This window comes from Pseudomonas sp. Ost2, from assembly GCF_018326065.1.
Taxonomy (GTDB): domain Bacteria; phylum Pseudomonadota; class Gammaproteobacteria; order Pseudomonadales; family Pseudomonadaceae; genus Aquipseudomonas; species Aquipseudomonas gingeri.
In genome coordinates this window covers 1,242,114-1,259,288 of the sequence record NZ_AP021904.1, presented here as the reverse complement: position 1 = coordinate 1,259,288, position 17,175 = coordinate 1,242,114, and the positions used below count along the sequence as shown (strand labels likewise).

The following is a 17,175-nucleotide window of genomic DNA, read 5'->3' as shown; positions in this document are numbered from 1 at the left end:
TTCTTTTCACATGCCCCCTCTGAGCGTGCCGCGATCCCCGTGGGGATGCCTCACTGGACGCTCTGCGTGCGCCGTTTTGACGCAGAGCGTCAAGGGCTAAATTCCCACGCAGAGCGTTGGAACGATCATCAGGGTAGACCGTCAACGCAGGACGATCAGCCGCCCCAGCAGTTTGTGCTGCTCGAATCCCAGCACCCCTTGCAACGAGTCCAGCACCGCCTGCGGGTCCTTGTTCGGGAAACTGCCGCTGACCCGCCGCGCCGCCAGCGTGTCGTTGAACACCAGGATGCGCCCCGGATAGTAGCGCCGCAGGTCGTCGACCACTTCGGCCAGGGACGCCTTCGAGTAATTCAGCCAGCCCTGGCGCCAGGCCAGTTGCATATCGCTGTCGACGCTGTGCAGCGGCTGCGCGGTGCCATCGGCATAAGCCAGTTGCTGGTTGGCGGTCAGCACCTGCTGCGCCGCGCCCTTGCGCGGCGTGACCCCGACCCGGCCCGACAACACCGTGACCCGGGCGCCATCCTCTTGCAGGCGAACTTCGAACTGGGTGCCGAGGACCCGCGCTTCACCGCCCCGGGCATCCACCATAAAGGGTTCGCCGGTATGGCTGACGCTGAAAAACGCCGAACCGCGGCGCAACCGCACATGCCGCTCGCCCCCCCTGAAATCCACGGCGATGGCGCTGTCGGTGTCCAGGGTCACTTGCGACTGGTCGGCCAGCGTCACCGTGCGTATCTGCCCCGGCGCGGAGACATAATCGGCACCGAGGTCGTCGAACCAGCGCTGCGGCTGCCAACCGGCACCGAGGGAAATCATCAACAGCAGGCAGGCGGCCATCGCCAGCGGCGCGGACCAGCGCCACAGCGCCCGGCGTGGCGGGCGCTCCATGGCCTTGAGGAAACCCTGCAGGGCAAAGGCCTCTTCCCGCGCCAGCCTGCTCGCCGGCACCTCGCTCAATTCCCAGAGCACCTGCGCCTGGGCATAGGCCTCGGCATGGGCCGGATCGGCCTGCAGCCAGCGGCTGAAGGTCGCCTGGTCGCCGCTGCTCGGCTGGTCGTGCAACAGGCTCAGCCAGGCCAGCGCAGCCTGCTCCTGATCGGGCGTCACCTGGACGCTGGTGCTGTTCATTTCGGTGCATTCCCTGGCGTGCGCGATATCTGGGGGTCTCGAAGGCTGGCCTTGCAGGCTTCGAGCGCGCGCATCATATGTTTTTCCACGGCACTTTGGGAAAGCCCCATGGCCTTGGCGATTTCCGCGTACTTGCGTCCATGGATGCGGTTCAGCAGGAAAATCTGCCGGGTACGTTCAGGCAGGGCGCGCAAGGCCGCCTCGACATGGCGCAGGTCGTTGCCCGCCTCCAGCGCGGCCTGGGGCTCGAGACTCTCGTTGTGCTGCTCGGGCAGCCAGCCTTCATTGATTCGCACGCGGGCCCCCTCGCTGCGCAAATGGTCGATGGCGATGTTGCCGGCACAGCGCAGCAGGTAGGTGCTGAGCTCCTCCACCTGCACCAGCGGCCGCCGCCAGAAACGCAGGAACAGGTCCTGCACCAGGTCCGCCGCCGTCGCCCGGCAACCGACGCGACGGCTGACCAGCGCTTCCATCTGCGAGCGCTGGGACAGGAACACCTGGAGGAAATACGCGCGCCCGACGCTGCTGTCCAGCTCGTTGGCCTCAGGTGATTCAGGCGGTGTCAGCATCAGGTTCAAAACGGCACCACCCCGCGGAACGAATAATCTCGCAATATTAATGATAAATATTCTCATACGCAAAAGACGCCGACGAAATCTCTTCGCGGCCATTGATCCGGGTGGATTGCCGAACGCCATGAGCGGCCCTTACAATGCGAACAATTCTTGTTCTCTTACGCATCCATGCAAGCTCCCGGAGTGGTCGCGGTGCCCCACGCGCAAACCGTCGAAGTCCTTTATCACGCTCACCACGGCTGGCTCACCGGTTGGTTGCGGCGGCGTCTCGGCTGTCCGGACAGCGCGGCGGACCTGGCCCAGGACACCTTCATCAAGGTCCTGACGGCCCGCGAGACACCGCGGATCATCGAACCCCGCGCCTTTCTGACGACCATTGCCAAGCGCGTGCTGTGCAACCACTACCGGCGCCAGGACCTGGAACGGGCCTATCTGGAAACCCTGGCCCAGTTCCCCGAGATGCTCGCACCGTCCGAGGAAGACAAGGCCATCATCCTGCAGACCCTGGCCGAACTGGACCAACTGCTCGACGGCCTGCCGCGCCCGGTGAAACGCGCGTTCCTGCTGTCCCAGGTCGATGGCCTGGGCCATGGGGAAATCGCCCGGGAACTGGGCATCTCGATTGCCACGGTCAAGCGCCATCTGCACAAGGCAGCCTTGCGCTGCTACTTCGCCCTGTGAGCGCGCCGATTAACGGCCCGGTGGATGTTTCCTCGCGGGTGGCCGAGCAGGCGGTGCACTGGCTGCTGGAAACCCAGGACGGCCCACTCGACCCGCGCCGGCAGCAGGCCCTGCAGCAATGGCTGGCCGCCCACGGTGAACACCAGCGGGCGTGGGAACATATCCAGCGGGTCAACCAGCGTTTGCGCGGACTGTCTTCGCCCCTGGCCCATGCCGCATTGAACGCCCCGCGCAGCCACGGCCGGCGCCAGGCACTGAAACTCCTGCTGCTGTTGGGGGCCGGTTCGGCGCTGGGCTGGGGCCTGCGCGAACACAATCCGCTGACGCCTCTGCTGGCCGACTACCGCACCTCGGTGGGACAACAACGCAAGGTGCAACTGGCCGATGGCAGCCAATTGCAACTCAATACCGGCAGCGCCGTCGATGTACGCTTCGATGCCGGGCAACGACTGATCCGCCTGCTCGAAGGCGAAATCCTGCTGACCGTGGCACGGGACACCCGGCCGCTACTGCTCTCGACCGGGCAAGGCGAAGTGCGCACGCAACAGGCCCGCCTCAATGTGCGGCAGTGGAGCGATCACACGCAGTTGGCGGTCTTCGATGGTCAGGTCGAATTGCAACCACGGGACTGGAACGGCGCGCCATTGCCGGTGCAGAAGAACCAGCAGATCAGTTTCAACCGCCGGGGCTGGGAGCAGCCGCAGCCACTGGCGACCGGCAGCGGCGCCTGGACAGACGGCATGCTGGTGGCGGCCCATATGCGCCTGGCGGACTTCCTCGACGAGGTCGCCCGCTACCGCCGCGGCCAGCTGCATTGCGCGCCACAGGTGGCGAACCTGCTGATTTCCGGCAGCTACCCGCTGGACGACAGCGAACGCATCCTCGACCTGCTGCAAGTCAGCCTGCAGGTGCGGGTACGGCGGTTTACCCGCTACTGGGTGACGGTCGAGGCACGGGCCTGATATCTCGCAGAAAAACTTGAAAAAGAGTGAGCCGTTTTTTCAGTCTCGCGTGACAGAGAAGGAAAGCCACCTTGATTCCACCTTCTCAGGATCACCGACATGCCCTCTCAGCCGTCCCGCGTCACGCCCCTCGCCCGCTCAGTGCGTCACCTGCTGCTGGGCGCCAGCCTGAGCTTCGCCGCCCTGGCCCAGGCCGACGAGGCCCGGCATTACCAGATCGCCCCGACCTCCCTGGAAAACGCCCTCAACCAGTTTGGTCGCCAGGCCGGCGTGCTGATCTCCTTCGGCTCCCAGGTCACCGGTACCCTGCAGAGCCATGGCCTGGACGGCAACTACAGCACCGCCGAAGGGCTCGACGCGCTGCTCGAAGGCACCGGCCTGCGGGCCCGTGACGAAGGCAACAACGCCTTCAGCCTGCAACCGCTGCCGCCTGCCGCCGACAAGGCCCCGCTGGAGCTCGGCGCCTCGACCGTGGTCGGCGACTGGCTCGGCGCCGCCGAACAGACCAACGTCTTCGAACATCCCGGTGCCCGCGACGTGATCCGCCGCGAAGAATTCGAACGCCAGGGCGCCACCCAGGCCCGCGATGTACTCAATCGCATCCCCGGCGTCAATGCGCCGGAAAACAACGGTACCGGCAGCCACGATATGGCACTGAACTTCGGTATCCGTGGCCTCAATCCCCGCCTGGCTTCGCGCTCGACCGTGCTGATGGACGGCATCCCGGTACCGTTCGCCCCTTATGGCCAGCCGCAGCTGTCGTTCGCCCCGATCAGCATGGGCAACATGGACGCGGTGGACGTGGTGCGCGGCGGTGGTGCCGTGCGGTATGGCCCGCAGAACGTCGGGGGCATCGTCAACTTCGTGACCCGCGCCATTCCCGAGACGCCGACGGTCAAGGGCGGCTTCCAGACCGAAGTCAGCCCATCGTCCAGCCAGGACGGCTTCAAGCGCACCGGCAACCTGCTGGCCGGCGGCACCGCCGACAACGGCCTGGGTGGCGCCCTGCTGTACTCCGGCACCCGTGGCGGCGACTGGCGCGAACACAGCGACACCGAGATCGACGATCTGATCCTCAAGGGCAAGTACCAGCTCGACGACGCCAACAGCTTCAATGCCATGGCCCAGTACTACGAGGGCAAGGCCGATATGCCCGGCGGCCTGAGTACCGCGGACTATGCGGCCGACCCGTATCAGTCGACCCGCCGGAAGGACAGCTTCTGGGGCCGCCGGACCCTGTTCAATGTCGGTTATCGCTACCAGGAGGATCGCCGCGAATTCACCGTCAACAGCTTCTTTACCAAGACCCTGCGCAGTGGCTACCTGGACCAGGGCACGTTCCTCTCGCTGTCGCCCCGTGAATACTGGGTACGCGGGCTGGAAACCCGTTTCAGCCAGGGCTTCGACCTTGGAGACACCGTGCATGAACTGGGCGTCGGCTACCGCTATATCAACGAAGCCGGGCACGAACTGCGTTATCGCACCCCGCTGGCCGCCAACCAGGTGTTCCCGACCACCGACAGCCGCAACGACCGCGACACCCGTGGCGCCACCGAAGCCAACGCCTTCTTCATCGACGACCGGATCGATATCGGCAAGTGGACCTTCACCCCGGGCATCCGCTACGAAATGATCGAATCGCAGCAGACCGACAAGCTCCTCAAACAGCAGTACAAGGGCAACTACAACACCGCCCTGCCCGCCCTGAACGTGATGTATCACCTGAACGAAAGCTGGAATCTCTATGCCAATACCGAAGGCTCCTTCGGCAGCGTGCAGTACAGCCAGATGCAGAAACGCGTGGCCGGCGGCGAAGTGAAGCCGGAAAAGGCCCGCACCTGGGAACTGGGCACCCGCTATGACAACGGCAACCTGCGGGCGGAGATCGGCGCGTTCCTGATCAACTTCGACAACCAGTACGAGAGCAACCAGACCAACGACACGGTGATCGCCCGCGGCGAAACCCGGCACCAGGGCATCGAGACCAGCGTCAACTACGCCCTGGACGGCCTGAGCCCGGTACTGGCGGGCTTCGATGTCTACGCCACCTATGCCTATGTCGATGCGACCATTCGCGAAGACGGCCCCAACAAGGGCAATCGCGTGCCGTTTTCCTCGAAGCACAAGGGCACGCTGGGAGTCGGTTACACCGAAGGCCACTGGAAGCTGAACCTGGACAGCAGCTACCAGAGCAGCCAATTCGCCGACAACGCCAATACCTCGGCCGAGACTGCCGACGGCAGCAACGGGCGCATCCCCGGCTACATGCTGTTCAGCAGCCGCGCGGCCTATGATTTCGGCCCGCAACTGTCGGACCTGAATGTCGCGGTGGGCGTGAAGAACATCTTCAACCACCAGTACTTCACCCGCTCGTTCGAAGACAACAACAAGGGCAAGTACGTGGGTGAGCCGCGCACGGTGTACCTGCAGACATCCGTGGCCTTCTGAACGCCCTGATCAGCACGCAAAAAAAACGGGCCTGCAATGCAGGCCCGTGGTTCCTTCAGCGCTGACGATCAGCCATTGGCGGCCAGGCGTACGCGCTCTTTTTCTTCAAACTCTTCTTCCAGCAGAGCATCCCCCAGGTCGCGGCGCTCGCCTTTAATGATCGCCGCGCGTTTGGCTTGCAGCTTGCCAAACAGATGTTCCAGCGCATGTTCCAGCTTGATGGCCGCCCCATCGATCGCCTGTTCCAGCGTATCGGCTTTATGGGTGACCGAAATCGGTTGATGGTTTTTTGGCCGCGCCTCCATCTGGCAGCGCATATCGTGCGGACCCGGCTTGTCGCCGTTCTCGTCCTTCAGGTGAATTTCGACCCGTGTCAGGTCTTCTTCATAACGTTCGAGCGCGCTCTCAACAGTTGTGCGGACCCACTCCTCCAGTCGAATGCTGCTTTGAATATGGTTATCACTATTGACTTGGATTTGCATAGTTATTCCCTTATTTCAGCTAGCTCGCAAGAGTCTCGTCACACCGCTGGGAGGCGGTGCAAAACGTGACCTCTTGCTTACAGAGTTGGGCAGCTGAAAAAACAATTCAAGCCTTTTTGAAAGATAAATTTTTCCGACGAAAAAAGCCGGACAAGCAGCAAAAGCACTGGTAAGGTCGGGAGTTGGGTCGGGGTGCTTTGTTGTCATTTTCTGATACAACCCTGCCAGAAAAGGCGAGCTGCGCGCTCGCCGCAAGCCTTTCCCGAACCGGGCTTCCCTGCCTGTCCCGATCAGTGGTTGCCCTGCCCCGCCGGCACCTGGCGCTCGCGGGTGTAGCTCAGGACAAAATGCGCCACCAGGCCGAAGATCAACCCCCAGAACGCCGCCGCCAATCCCAGGTAACTCATGCCTGACGCCGTCACCAGAAAGGTGATCAGCGCCGCTTCGCGCTGTTTCTCGTCGGCCATCGCCCCGCTCAACCCGGCACTGATCGCGCCGAACAGGGCCAACCCGGCGAGTGAGGCGATCAGTTCCTTGGGCAAGGCGCTGAACACCGAGGCCAGGGTCGCGCCGAAGGTGCCCATGAGGATGTAGAACACCCCGCAGGCGATCCCGGCGATATAGCGCTTGTCACGGTTCTCGTGGGCCTCGCGACCGGTGCAGATCGCCGCCGTGATCGCCGCCAGGTTCAGGCCATGGGCACCAAAGGGCGCCAGCAGCAGCGAACCGATGGCCGTCAGGGAAATGATCGGCCGGGCCGGATTCAGGTATCCCGCCGTGCGCAGGACCGCCATGCCGGGCACGTACTGCCCGGTCAGGGTGACCAGGGCCAGGGGCAGGCCGATATTGATGATCGCGTGCCAGCTCCACTGCGGCGCGGTGAAGATCGGCTGCGCCACCGCGACGGTGATCGCCGATGCCTGGAACTCGCCCATGGACGCCGCGAAGCCGCAGCCGACCAGCAGCACCGCGAGAATCGCGTAGCGTGGCGAGAAACGCTTGAAGACCAGGTAGGCCGCGATCATCGACAGCACCAGCGCCGGCTGCACACGGATCGAAGTGAAAAGCTCGGCGCCGAAGCGAAACAGGATCCCCGCCAGCATCGCCGCCGCAATCGCCCTGGGCAGGCGATTCATCAGTTTGTCGAAGGCTCCGGACAACCCCACCACGACGATGATCAGCGAGGCCACCAGGTAGGCGCCGATGGCTTCGGCGAAGGACACCGTCGGCAGCATCGACACCAGCAGCGCCGCTCCTGGCGTCGACCAGGCGGTGATCACCGGAATCCGCAGGCGCCAGCTCAGCAGCAGGCCGGTCACGCCACTGCCGATGGAGATCGCCCAGATCCACGACGACACCTGGTCATTCGACAGGTGCGCCTGGGACGCCGCCTGGAACACGATGATCAGCGGTCCGGCATAGGAGATGATCACCGCGATAAAGCCGGCGATAACCGCCGATAACGAAAAATCCTTGCTGAGGCTGCTCATGGCATCGGGGCCCGTAGAGAAAAGGAGGGAAAGGAATTGATTCGATTGAATCGAAGAACTATCAGTCTATTCTGAATAATTGATTCGATTCAATAGACTCAATCCAATTTATTGTTTCGCCCCTGTGATAAGCTCCCCCGGTCCTCAATTTCCCTGATCGGCAGCCAATACGCATGTGGGTTCCTCAACTCGGCGACTTCAATCAACCGGTGTACCTGTCCATCGCCGATGCCCTGGCGCGGGATATCGCCAGCACCAGGCTGCGCGCCGGTGATCGCCTGCCGACCTTGCGCGAACTGGCCCAGGCCCTGGACGTCACCCCCGGGACCATCAGCCGCGCCTACAGCGAAGCCCAGCGGCGCAGGCTGGTGCAGGGCGAAGTGGGGCGTGGCACCTACGTCCTCGAACAGAACCCGTCGACGCCCTCCCGCCCGCCCTCCCCGGCGCTGCTGAGCGGCGGCCCCGGCGACCTGCTCGACCTGTCGATCATCAAGCCCCATGGCGACACCCTCGAACACGGCCTGCGCGATGCCCTGGTGACCCTGGCCAACGACCCGGACTTCACCCGTGCCCTGGACTACGCCCCCGACGGCGGCCATCCGGCCCATCGCGAAGCCGGTGCGCAGTGGTTGCGTCATGCGCTGCCCGACGCCCGCTGGCAGCAAGTGGTGATCACCGCTGGCGCCCAGCATGGCCTGATGGTGGCGATCAGCGCCCTGAGCAACAGCGGCGACCTGGTGCTCTGCGAGTCGCTCTGCTACCCCGGCATCATCTCCCTGGCCCACGGCCTGGAGCGGCGCCTGGGCGGCATCGAGATGGACGAGGAAGGGATCATTCCCGAAGCCCTGCGCGAACGCTGTCGCCAGGAAAAACCGGCGCTGCTGATCTGCGTCGCCACCTGCCAGAACCCGACCACGGCGATCATGTCGGCCAGGCGTCGGGCGCAAATCGCCGCGATTGCCGAGGAATTCGACTTCATCATCGTCGATGACGACATCTACGGTTTCCTCGCCACCGACCCGGACATCCGGCCGCTGTCCAGCCATGCCCCGGAGCGTTCGGTATACCTGACCAGCCTGTCGAAGGCAGTGATGCCGGCCTTGCGCATCGGCTATCTGTACAGCCCGCCGAAACTGCTCTCGCGGTTGACATCCATGGTCCGCAGCAGCATCTGGATGCCCTCGCCGCTCACCGCGCAACTGGCCAGCACGGTACTTGCCGAGGGCCTGGACACCCAGTTGGTGCAGGTCCAGCGCCAGGAGGCCGCAGCCCGCCAGGCCATCGCCGCCGAAGTCTTCCGCGGTTTGCAGATCAGCGCCCAGCCCCACGGCTACCATCTCTGGCTGACCCTGCCGGAACCCTGGAGCGGTGACGAGTTCACCCTGCTGGCCCGGGCCAATGGCGTGCTGGTGCTCAGCGGCACCCAGTTCCAGGCCGAGCGCAGCAGCCCGACCCGCAGCGTGCGTATCGTGCTGATGTCGCCCACCAGCCGCGAAGAACTGCGCTTCGCCCTGACCAAGCTGGCCAGCCTGATCGACTCCGATCCACGTCGTTACTACTGAACGGTCGTCCAACCGGCACAGGGCTTGCTAAGTCTTTGATGAGGTCCTGCCCCGGCATGAGGCCAGGGCAGTCGACCTGCCAGTGGTCCGGAATAGCGAACCAATCCGGATACCGACCAGTCAATGACTGCATGTTTCGATCAGAGCGGTGAAGACCATGGATAATCCCTTTCAGTTGATCAACGACGCCTTCCAGCCCGAGTACCGGGTCAACCTGAGCCTGCAACGCCTGGATGGCAGCATCATGCTCACTTTGTCCAATGCCGGCGGGGTCGTCGCCAAACGGATGATCAGCGCCGCGCAACGCAATGACCCGCAACGCCTCAAGCGCCTGATCCAGAGCGTCCAGTTCGGCATCGCCATCGAGCAGGGCCACAGCGCCCTGGATATCCTCACCGCGATGACCGACAGCGACAGCCTCAAGCTGCTGGCCCGGCCGCCCAAAGTCGCCGGACAGGGCCGCAGCTATCTGGCCAATGGCCTCTAGAGCAACTGCAACCCATTGGGGCGCGCGCCGGGGAAAACGGTCTGAAGTTGCGCACCGGACAGCCCCCAGCCGCGCCCGAGCACACCGCCCAGCACATCACGATAATTGTTGAGCACCGGATAATCGCGGTTCTGCAGCAGGCCGGCGGCATTCACCGCGACCTGCTCGCCGGCGATCCGTCCGCCCTGCACGCTGCCGCCCAGCACCCAATACACCGTGCCATGCCCATGGTCGGTGCCGCGGTTGCCGTTCTCGCGAAAGGTCCGACCGAACTCGGAAACCACCACCACCGTGGTGTTTTTCCATTGGTCGCCCATGGCCTCGGCGAAGGCCGCCAGGCCCTGTCCGAGATTGGCGAGGTTATTCGACAACTGCCCGCGAACAGCCCCCTGGTTGACGTGGGTGTCCCACCCGCCGACATCGACGAAGCCCAGGCGATACTGCTCGCGCATCAAGGTGGCGATGCGTCGGGTCTCGACCTCGAAGTTCTTCGCCGTCGGTGCGCCACGCCCGGCCTTGATCATCTCGTCCTGCAGATCCCTGGACACCTGCTGGCGCAACTCCAGGCCATCGGACACCGAGGCGGCCTGCGGCGTGCCCTGGTACATCGCGGCGAGGATCGCCGACTGGCGATCGTCGAACACCGGTTTGGAGACGCCCCGCAACGACAGGTTGGGAATGTCCTTGCCACCCTGGAAACTCAAGGGCAGTGCATCGGTAAAGGCAATCGGCGCGCTGCCCGGCACCGTCCCCGCCAGGCGCGCGAGAAAGCCCGAACCGTAATGACCGTGCTGCCCGCCGGGCAGGCCGGCTTCGATATTGTCCTGGGTTTCGAAGTGACTGCGAGACAGGTCATCGGTCCCGGCAAAGGGGATAAAGGCAATCTGCTTGCGCTGCCACAACGGATAGAGCGAATCGCGCAGGACGGGGTTCAAACCCCAGTGGGCATCGAGGGCAATGGCACTGTCGATGTTGTGCGGATCGGGCCGGGCAATCGCCAGGGTCGGGCGCGACTCGTAATAGAAATCGCTGGCGTACGGCACCAGCAGATTGTTGCAGTCGTAGCCACCGCGCAGGAACACCATCAGGAAACGAGGCGCCGATGCGGGTGCGGCGAACAGCTTCCCGGAAAACGACAAGCCCGGCAGGGTTACCGCGGCCACCGCGCAAGCTTGGAGAAAGTCTCGACGATTCATCACGGCACCTTGTGTTGGCTAATGCGCAGGGTTAACGGTTATTGAAGTCCGGCGAGGACAGCAGAAAGGTGTTCCACTCCTGGGGCGACCTGGCCTGGTTCAGCGCCGCCATCGTCGCCGCCGACAGATGAGGGCCGATCGCGTCGTAGTAAAGCGGCGTGGTGATCAGCGGAAAACCGCCACCGACCTGCTGGCTGCCTTCGGCGGTGAACAGGCGGTTGTTGCCCGCGCCGATGGCCCGGGCGATTTCGAAGCGCCTGGACATCTGCCCGGAGCTGGCCCAGCCGGCGGCATCCAGCGGCCAGCCATCCGGGGTCTGGCGACCGAACAGCGGCTCGCCCAGCTGGTTCAGCCAGTTGAGCAGCGGACGCGGGTTGGCGATCGGCTTGCCGTCATAGGCCAGGCGCACGGCCGAGACCACGAACTGCATCGGGTCCTTGAACTTCCTGCCGGCGCTTTGCAGCAGTTCCGGAGACTCGAACAACGTGCGCATGACCTGGGCGATATCGCCGTCGGTGCGCTGGAAGGTCAGCGCCATGCGATCCACCAGCGCCTGGGGCGGCTGATCGGCGACAAAGTACTCGGCCAACTTGCGGGAAATGAATCGGGCGCAGGCTGGCTGGCGGGTGATCAACTCGACGGCACGGGTGATCTCGTCAAAGCCGCTGCCCGGGATCGACTGCCCCAACAACACCTTGTCGCTGAAATCGTGACGCTTGGGATTGAACTCGAACATGCCGTCACGCACCACCTGGGCGGCCACCCGCGGCCCGAACTTCTGCTGGCGACCGTCCATCGGCAGGACGCCCGCGCCGGTCAGGATCAGGGCCAGTTGCTGGACGTCCTGCTGGGTGTAACCGGAACCCACGCCCAGGGTGTGCAACTCCATCAATTCACGGGCGTAGTTTTCATTGACCTTGCCCCTGGCGTTTTGCGCATTGTCGAGGTACTCCAGCATCGCCGGGCTTTTCAGCGTGGCCAGCACCAGGTCCTTGAACTTGCCCAGGGCGTGCGGACGGATCGTCCGCTCCTCGTAGTCCGCCGCCATCAGGCGCACCGCGCCCTTGCCGGAAAAGACGCTGAAGTGGTTGAGCCAGAACCACACCAGCTGTTCCTTGAGCTGGTTGCTGCCATACACCGCCCGCAACAGGACGATCTGCCGCGCCTGGTCGGCGGCATCATTGGCTTGCTGCTGCATGGCCTTTTTCGCCGCCACCTGGGCGTCGCCCTCGGGCATCGACTTGAGCTGTTCCTGGGACTGCCTGAACGCCAGCAGAGTCGCCTGCAACGGGTTCGCCAGGATCGGATAGCTGCGCAACTGGGCGTCGATAGACGCCGGCAACGGCTCGCGGATGCGATCGCTCAGTTGCGCCTGCAGCAACCCGGCCCGTCCCATCGCCCGAAAGCGCGCGACATTCGCCGCATCCAGGTCGAAACCATCACGCCGCAGCCAGGCCGAATCGGTGGGAGCGAGGGGCTCGGCCATGGCCGGCACGGGAAGGCACAGGCCCACGCAGAGGGACAGACAAAAAGGTCGCAGGACGGCACGAACAAGCGGCATGCAAAAGGCTTCCTGGCTAAGGGAAAAAACGTCATCCACCACGATGCCAGTGTCTACCCGATCGCCTGTCCGGATGCTGACAGACCCTCACCTTGCCGCGTGCCGACAGACGGTGTCACGCCGAACGGAAAAAGCCTGCGGCTTCAGGCAATGGACAGACACAGGCTGTTACAAACAAGCATAGCCGGTCACTTGTGACGGCCCTGTCGTTCAACAAGAAACACGTCATGTCCGGGACACCCCCGAGGAGGTCTGATGTTTTTTCGTTATGCCGCATTGGCTGCCGTCGTCGTCGCCGCATCGGGCTGCGTGCAGGAGCGGGTGGTGCACGAGCGCCCGGTGATCGTCGAGCGTCCGGGACCGCGTTACGTCGAGGTGGTGGCGCCACAACCACCGCCACAGGAAATCATCGAAGTGGAACCGGCCTACCGGCCCGGCTTTGTCTGGGCCCGTGGCTACTGGCACTGGGACGGTCGCCGTTACGTGGCGATGCACGGGCACTGGGAACCCGTGCGCCCGGGCTACCGCTATGTGCACCCGCACTGGGAACGACTGGGCGATGGCTGGCATCTGCGGGCGGGGGTGTGGGTCAACTGAATCGTTGACCGATCGTTCCCACGCGCCGCGTGGGAACGATCGGCAGGGCTCAGATTTCGCCCTTCTCCACTTCCGGATGCTCGCTGGAGCCTTCGCCGGTCTTGCGCTGTGGGTGTTCGATCTTCACCGACGGGAACTGCGACGAGGCATAGCGCACCACCAGGATCGCGAACGCCAGCAGCAGGATCGCCCCGGACAGGTAGACCACGCCCATGTCCGGAGGATTGTGGTGCGACACATTGGAGATCAGCAGCCGGGTCAGCGCGGTGATCGCCACGTAGATCAGGAAGCGCACCGGCATGTGGTTGGTCTTGAAATAGATCCCGACCATCGCCCCCAGTTCGAGGTAGATGAACAGCAAGAGGATGTCGTCGATCTTGATGTGACCCTCTTCGATCATCACCAGGAACTCCATCACCGCCGCCCAGGCCGTGACCCCGCCGATGGCGAACAGCGCCAGGTAATGGAAGGACTCGACGAACAGGTTACCCAGGGACTCGGCCACCTGGTGCACGTTTTGCCGCAGTTGCTCGGCCCAATTGATTTTCACGGTGCACGTCCTTAGATCGGTTCGATCGGATGATGCGGGTTGAAGGTGACTGTTTCACTGCATGCCGCGGCTTCCTGCTGCAGGCGACGACATGCATGCAGAAAAAAGGCCAGAAGCCTGGATGAGATGGTGGGCATATGTTTCAAGACACGTTGGACTTCGCCTGTGCCGGCCCTTTCGCTGGCAAGCCAGCTTCCACAGGCAGGGGGCTGCCCTTGAAAGCGCCGCTTCGATCGCCCTGACAAACCCCGAAACCCGGCTACATTAAAAAGCCACTACCCAAACCCTGGGGATTCGCTTATTCTTTATGCTGTATATAAATACAGTAATCGCAAAAGACAATTTATCGTGAAGGCATATGAGGTGGTAAATGGCCGTCGAAGTGGTATACCGCAGCAGCCGAGATCTGGAGCGCCTGTTCATGGATAAAGCCGAAGCTGATCGTCATGACAAGATGCTCGAACTGGCCGAGTTGCTGGCTGAAGTCCTGCAGAAAGCCGTGCCCTCGCTGAGCGAGCAGCAGGTGGAAGAAGCCGGTATCTACATGGCGAAGAATCGCGATGTGTTTGCCAAGGCCTTCAAGAGCCAGCCGGATGCCCTGGCCGAGCTGCTGTCGGCCGACCCCGCCGAGTAACACACCGCGCTCTGCCCTGTGGGAGCCGGCTTGCTGGCGATGACGTCCTTCGGGACGGCACCAGACTGGCCGACCTCATCGCCGGCACGCGGCTCCCACCGGCTCAACGGTACAGCAGTCGCTCCGCGAGCTCGTCCGCGACCCGCGCCGGCGAGCGTTTTTCCGCCTGGGCATGGGCAAAGACTTCGGTCAGGCGCGTGCCGATCCGCGACAGGTGCGCCGTAATGTTCGGCAATTCCTCGCCCCGGTGCTTGAGCGCCACATAGATCAGGCCACCGGAGTTGATCACGTAGTCCGGTGCGTAGAGGATCCCGCGCTTTTCCAGTTGGTCGGCGACACTCAGGCTGGTCAGCTGGGTATTGGCGGAACCGGCGACCGCCGCGCAACGCAGTTGCATCACGCTCTGGCTGGTCAGGACATTGCCCAGGCCGCAGGGGGCAAAGATGTCGCAGGGCGTGCTGATCAACGCCTCGGTAGCCACCGGGTGCGCGCCGAACTGTGCCATCGCCAGTTGCACCTTGCCCTGGTCATTGTCGCTCACCAGCAGTTCCGCCCCCGCCGCGTGCAACTGCTCGGCCAGGGCATAACCGACATTGCCCAGGCCCTGCACCGCCACCCGCAGCCCCTCGAGATTGTCACTGCCCAGGCGTGCCATGGCGGTGGTGCGGATGCCGGCGAACACGCCCATGGCCGCATGGGGCGACGGATCGCCGGCGCTGGTGGTGCTGGTGACATGCTGGGTGTACTGGGCGATGCAATCCATGTCCGCGGTCGAGGTACCGCTGTCGACCGCGGTGATGTAGCGACCGTCGAGCTGTTCGATACAGCGACCGAACGCCTCGAACAGGGCGGCCCGGCTTTCGACATGGGGCGGCCGGATGATCACCGCCTTGCCGCCGCCCACCGGCAACCCGGCGAGAGCGGCCTTGTAGCTCATGCCCTGGGCCAGGCGAATGGCATCGATCATGGCCGTTTCATCATCGGGATAGGCAAGGTAACGACAGCCGCCCAGGGCCGGTCCCAGGCGACGGTTATGGATGGCAATCACCGCCTTCAACCCGGTCACCGGGTCGACGCTGAGGTGCAGCGATTCAAGGCGAGTGCTTTGCATGAGAGCAAACATCGAATAGCCCCCTGATCACTTCTTGTACAGCGAGTATAGGCTTCGCCGCAAAGAATGCCGAAGTACCGGGGAATAAGCCGACGCGCGTTGCCAGGCTTTATGACATAACTCATCCGGGCTGCGAAGGCACTGGACGAAACTCCGCCGCAGGGCTAAAACGGAGCATCAGCCGGAGATTTCGATGAACCCCCGCCAAGCCTTTTTTGCCTGCCTGGAGCGCACTCCGCCCGCGGTGTTCGAAGCCGCGTTGTGGCTGGCCGCCGAGCACGATCCGAAGGTGCGGCCCGACGCTCTGTTGCAGGACTTCAAGGACCTGCAGCAGCGGGTCAGCGCCGGGTTGCCGATGCTGCCGGTCAGCGAGCTGGCGCAACCGCTGCTGCGCCGCCTGAACGACCTGGGCTTTCAGCAGGATGAATTCACCCCACTGCGTCCCCATGCCGCGTTACTCGACAAGGTCCTGCAACGCAAGCGCGGGCAGCCGCTGGTCCTGGCGCTGATTGCCCTGGAGCTGGCCCGTTGCCTGGAGATCCCGCTGGTGGGGGTGAACTTCCCCGGACACTTCCTCCTGCGCGTGCCAGGGGCCGACCATCTGCTCGACCCTTGTGGCGGTCGCCGTCTCTATCCCAACGATTGCCGTGAACTGCTGAGTCGCCAGTACGGCCCCGGCATGCTCCTGCGCGCCGAGCATATGCAGACCGCCACGCCGGTCCAGATGCTCCAGCGCCTGTCACGCAACCTGCGGCAATTGCACCTGGCCAACGATGACTTCCTGGCCGGGCTGCGGGATGCCGAGCGGGTCCTGGAACTGGGCCAGGGCAATGCCAGCGACTACCTGGCCCGTGCCAGCCTGTACCAGAAGCTGGAGTGCCCGCGGGCCGAGCGTTACGACCTGGAGCGCGCCCTGCTGCTCAGCGAAGACCCGATCCAGCGGCTGCGCCTGACCGAACGACTGGGGCAACTGCCGCCCAATACCGTGGTGCATTAGCCAAGCAGGTACGCCAGACACCCGTCGCCCCACGCCGGAGCGCGAGGGCGATTCAGCAGGATCGCGTCTTGCTAGGCCGGGGTATCCGGCTGGTTGGCCGGGTGGGCCTGGATAAATGCCGGGTGCTGCTGCGCCAACGCGGCAACCCGGCGAATACGCGGATACGCCTCCAGGGAAATCTTGAAGCGCTCGGCCGCATACAACTGCGGAATCAGGTAGACATCGGCCAGCCCCGGCTCATTGCCAAAGCAGTAGCCGATGTCGCCGATCAGTTGCTCGACGGCGGCCAGCCCCTGGCTGATCCAGTGCCCGATCCACGCCTGCACCTGCTCCTCGTCGTGCCCCCACTGTCGCAACAGGTTGAGCACGCTGACATTGTGCAACGGATGGATGTCGCAGCCGATCAGGGCCGCCACCGCCCGCTCATGGGCGCGGGTCGGCAGGTCGCGGGACAGCAGCGGCACCTGGGGATAACGCTCTTCGAGGAACTCGATGATCGCCGGCGACTGGGTCAGCACGTGACCGGTATCGGTGCGCAACGCCGGCACCCGCCCTTGCGGGTTGATCGCCAGGTACGCCGCCTGCCGGTGCTCGCCGCCACCGGCGGCAATCAGGTTGACCGGCAGCGCCTGGTAATCCAGGCCCTTGAGGGCCAGGGCGATGCGCACGCGATAGGACGAGGTCGAACGGTAATAGGTGTAAAGCTCCATGGCG

The 17,175-nt window shown here is 64.0% G+C and carries 17 protein-coding genes; 8 read left to right on the top strand and 9 right to left on the bottom strand.

What is annotated here, in order from left to right; translation table 11 throughout:
- Positions 1-141: 141 nt before the first annotated feature.
- Positions 142-1,128, bottom strand: coding sequence for a FecR family protein (locus tag KI243_RS05535; RefSeq protein WP_177108629.1), 987 nt, complete (start codon positions 1,126-1,128; stop codon positions 142-144).
- Positions 1,125-1,700: an RNA polymerase sigma factor gene (locus KI243_RS05530; RefSeq protein WP_212811176.1), complete on the bottom strand. Its 576-nt coding sequence runs from the start codon at positions 1,698-1,700 to the stop codon at positions 1,125-1,127. Before KI243_RS05530 ends, KI243_RS05535 begins: the two co-directional genes overlap by 4 nt.
- Before the next feature lie 195 nt (positions 1,701-1,895).
- Between KI243_RS05530 and KI243_RS05525 the strand changes: the two genes are divergently transcribed.
- From KI243_RS05525 to fecA, 3 genes are all read left to right on the top strand, one after another.
- Positions 1,896-2,384: a sigma-70 family RNA polymerase sigma factor gene (locus tag KI243_RS05525; protein ID WP_017126461.1), complete on the top strand. Its 489-nt coding sequence runs from the start codon at positions 1,896-1,898 to the stop codon at positions 2,382-2,384.
- 20 nt (positions 2,385-2,404) lie between these two features.
- Positions 2,405-3,346, top strand: a complete 942-nt coding sequence (locus KI243_RS05520; protein ID WP_212811175.1) for a FecR family protein — start codon at positions 2,405-2,407, stop codon at positions 3,344-3,346.
- A gap of 99 nt (positions 3,347-3,445) precedes the next feature.
- Positions 3,446-5,794: a TonB-dependent Fe(3+) dicitrate receptor FecA gene (fecA, locus tag KI243_RS05515; protein WP_177108628.1), complete on the top strand. Its 2,349-nt coding sequence runs from the start codon at positions 3,446-3,448 to the stop codon at positions 5,792-5,794.
- 68 nt (positions 5,795-5,862) lie between these two features.
- On the opposite strand, the gene KI243_RS05510 is transcribed toward fecA, so the two are convergent.
- Both KI243_RS05510 and KI243_RS05505 read right to left on the bottom strand, forming a co-directional pair.
- Positions 5,863-6,276, bottom strand: a complete 414-nt coding sequence (locus KI243_RS05510; protein ID WP_017126464.1) for an HPF/RaiA family ribosome-associated protein — start codon at positions 6,274-6,276, stop codon at positions 5,863-5,865.
- A 290-nt stretch (positions 6,277-6,566) separates the two neighbouring features.
- Positions 6,567-7,766, bottom strand: a complete 1,200-nt coding sequence (locus tag KI243_RS05505) for a benzoate/H(+) symporter BenE family transporter (protein ID WP_017126465.1) — start codon at positions 7,764-7,766, stop codon at positions 6,567-6,569.
- A 173-nt stretch (positions 7,767-7,939) separates the two neighbouring features.
- On the opposite strand from KI243_RS05505, the gene KI243_RS05500 reads away from it, so the two are divergent.
- A complete protein-coding gene (locus KI243_RS05500; RefSeq protein ID WP_177108626.1) occupies positions 7,940-9,328 on the top strand; it encodes a PLP-dependent aminotransferase family protein in 1,389 nt (462 codons plus the stop codon).
- 157 nt (positions 9,329-9,485) lie between these two features.
- The gene (locus KI243_RS05495) at positions 9,486-9,815 is read left to right on the top strand and encodes a DUF3509 domain-containing protein (protein ID WP_177108625.1); all 330 of its coding nucleotides are present in this window, start codon (positions 9,486-9,488) and stop codon (positions 9,813-9,815) included.
- Here the strand turns inward: KI243_RS05495 and KI243_RS05490 are convergent.
- Both KI243_RS05490 and KI243_RS05485 read right to left on the bottom strand, forming a co-directional pair.
- Positions 9,812-11,011: a DUF1501 domain-containing protein gene (locus KI243_RS05490; RefSeq protein WP_177108624.1), complete on the bottom strand. Its 1,200-nt coding sequence runs from the start codon at positions 11,009-11,011 to the stop codon at positions 9,812-9,814. The genes KI243_RS05495 and KI243_RS05490 overlap by 4 nt on opposite strands.
- A 31-nt stretch (positions 11,012-11,042) precedes the next feature.
- Positions 11,043-12,572, bottom strand: a complete 1,530-nt coding sequence (locus tag KI243_RS05485; RefSeq protein WP_177108623.1) for a DUF1800 domain-containing protein — start codon at positions 12,570-12,572, stop codon at positions 11,043-11,045.
- Positions 12,573-12,827: 255 nt separating this feature from the next.
- Between KI243_RS05485 and KI243_RS05480 the strand changes: the two genes are divergently transcribed.
- Positions 12,828-13,169, top strand: coding sequence for a YXWGXW repeat-containing protein (locus KI243_RS05480; RefSeq protein WP_017126470.1), 342 nt, complete (start codon positions 12,828-12,830; stop codon positions 13,167-13,169).
- A gap of 49 nt (positions 13,170-13,218) precedes the next feature.
- Here KI243_RS05480 and KI243_RS05475 read toward each other — a convergent pair whose 3' ends face one another.
- Positions 13,219-13,719 (bottom strand): phosphate-starvation-inducible PsiE family protein, encoded by a 501-nt coding sequence (locus KI243_RS05475; RefSeq protein ID WP_017126471.1) that lies wholly within the window; start codon positions 13,717-13,719, stop codon positions 13,219-13,221.
- 370 nt (positions 13,720-14,089) lie between these two features.
- On the opposite strand from KI243_RS05475, the gene KI243_RS05470 reads away from it, so the two are divergent.
- A complete protein-coding gene (locus KI243_RS05470; RefSeq protein ID WP_017126473.1) occupies positions 14,090-14,353 on the top strand; it encodes a YebG family protein in 264 nt (87 codons plus the stop codon).
- Between the two features lie 103 nt (positions 14,354-14,456).
- On the opposite strand, the gene KI243_RS05465 is transcribed toward KI243_RS05470, so the two are convergent.
- Positions 14,457-15,476: a Glu/Leu/Phe/Val dehydrogenase dimerization domain-containing protein gene (locus KI243_RS05465; RefSeq protein WP_042935419.1), complete on the bottom strand. Its 1,020-nt coding sequence runs from the start codon at positions 15,474-15,476 to the stop codon at positions 14,457-14,459.
- 181 nt (positions 15,477-15,657) lie between these two features.
- Here KI243_RS05465 and KI243_RS05460 point away from each other — a divergent pair, with 181 nt between their 5' ends.
- Complete coding sequence (locus tag KI243_RS05460; protein WP_177108622.1) at positions 15,658-16,461, top strand: transglutaminase family protein; 804 nt, start codon at positions 15,658-15,660, stop codon at positions 16,459-16,461.
- Positions 16,462-16,532: 71 nt separating this feature from the next.
- Here the strand turns inward: KI243_RS05460 and maiA are convergent, their stop codons facing one another.
- A complete protein-coding gene (gene maiA, locus KI243_RS05455) occupies positions 16,533-17,171 on the bottom strand; it encodes a maleylacetoacetate isomerase (protein WP_177108621.1) in 639 nt (212 codons plus the stop codon).
- Positions 17,172-17,175 lie beyond the last annotated feature (4 nt).

Excerpts from the sequence above, each read along its gene's own strand:
- KI243_RS05535 (WP_177108629.1), bottom strand. The coding sequence starts at position 1,128 with ATGAACAGCACCAGCGTCCAGGTGACGCCCGATCAGGAGCAGGCTGCG.
- fecA (WP_177108628.1), top strand. The coding sequence starts at position 3,446 with ATGCCCTCTCAGCCGTCCCGCGTCACGCCCCTCGCCCGCTCAGTGCGT.
- KI243_RS05510 (WP_017126464.1), bottom strand. The coding sequence starts at position 6,276 with ATGCAAATCCAAGTCAATAGTGATAACCATATTCAAAGCAGCATTCGA.
- KI243_RS05505 (WP_017126465.1), bottom strand. The coding sequence starts at position 7,766 with ATGAGCAGCCTCAGCAAGGATTTTTCGTTATCGGCGGTTATCGCCGGC.
- KI243_RS05500 (WP_177108626.1), top strand. The coding sequence starts at position 7,940 with ATGTGGGTTCCTCAACTCGGCGACTTCAATCAACCGGTGTACCTGTCC.
- KI243_RS05495 (WP_177108625.1), top strand. The coding sequence starts at position 9,486 with ATGGATAATCCCTTTCAGTTGATCAACGACGCCTTCCAGCCCGAGTAC.
- KI243_RS05490 (WP_177108624.1), bottom strand. The coding sequence starts at position 11,011 with ATGAATCGTCGAGACTTTCTCCAAGCTTGCGCGGTGGCCGCGGTAACC.
- KI243_RS05485 (WP_177108623.1), bottom strand. The coding sequence starts at position 12,572 with ATGCCGCTTGTTCGTGCCGTCCTGCGACCTTTTTGTCTGTCCCTCTGC.
- KI243_RS05480 (WP_017126470.1), top strand. The coding sequence starts at position 12,828 with ATGTTTTTTCGTTATGCCGCATTGGCTGCCGTCGTCGTCGCCGCATCG.
- KI243_RS05470 (WP_017126473.1), top strand. The coding sequence starts at position 14,090 with ATGGCCGTCGAAGTGGTATACCGCAGCAGCCGAGATCTGGAGCGCCTG.
- KI243_RS05465 (WP_042935419.1), bottom strand. The coding sequence starts at position 15,476 with ATGTTTGCTCTCATGCAAAGCACTCGCCTTGAATCGCTGCACCTCAGC.
- KI243_RS05460 (WP_177108622.1), top strand. The coding sequence starts at position 15,658 with ATGAACCCCCGCCAAGCCTTTTTTGCCTGCCTGGAGCGCACTCCGCCC.
- maiA (WP_177108621.1), bottom strand. The coding sequence starts at position 17,171 with ATGGAGCTTTACACCTATTACCGTTCGACCTCGTCCTATCGCGTGCGC.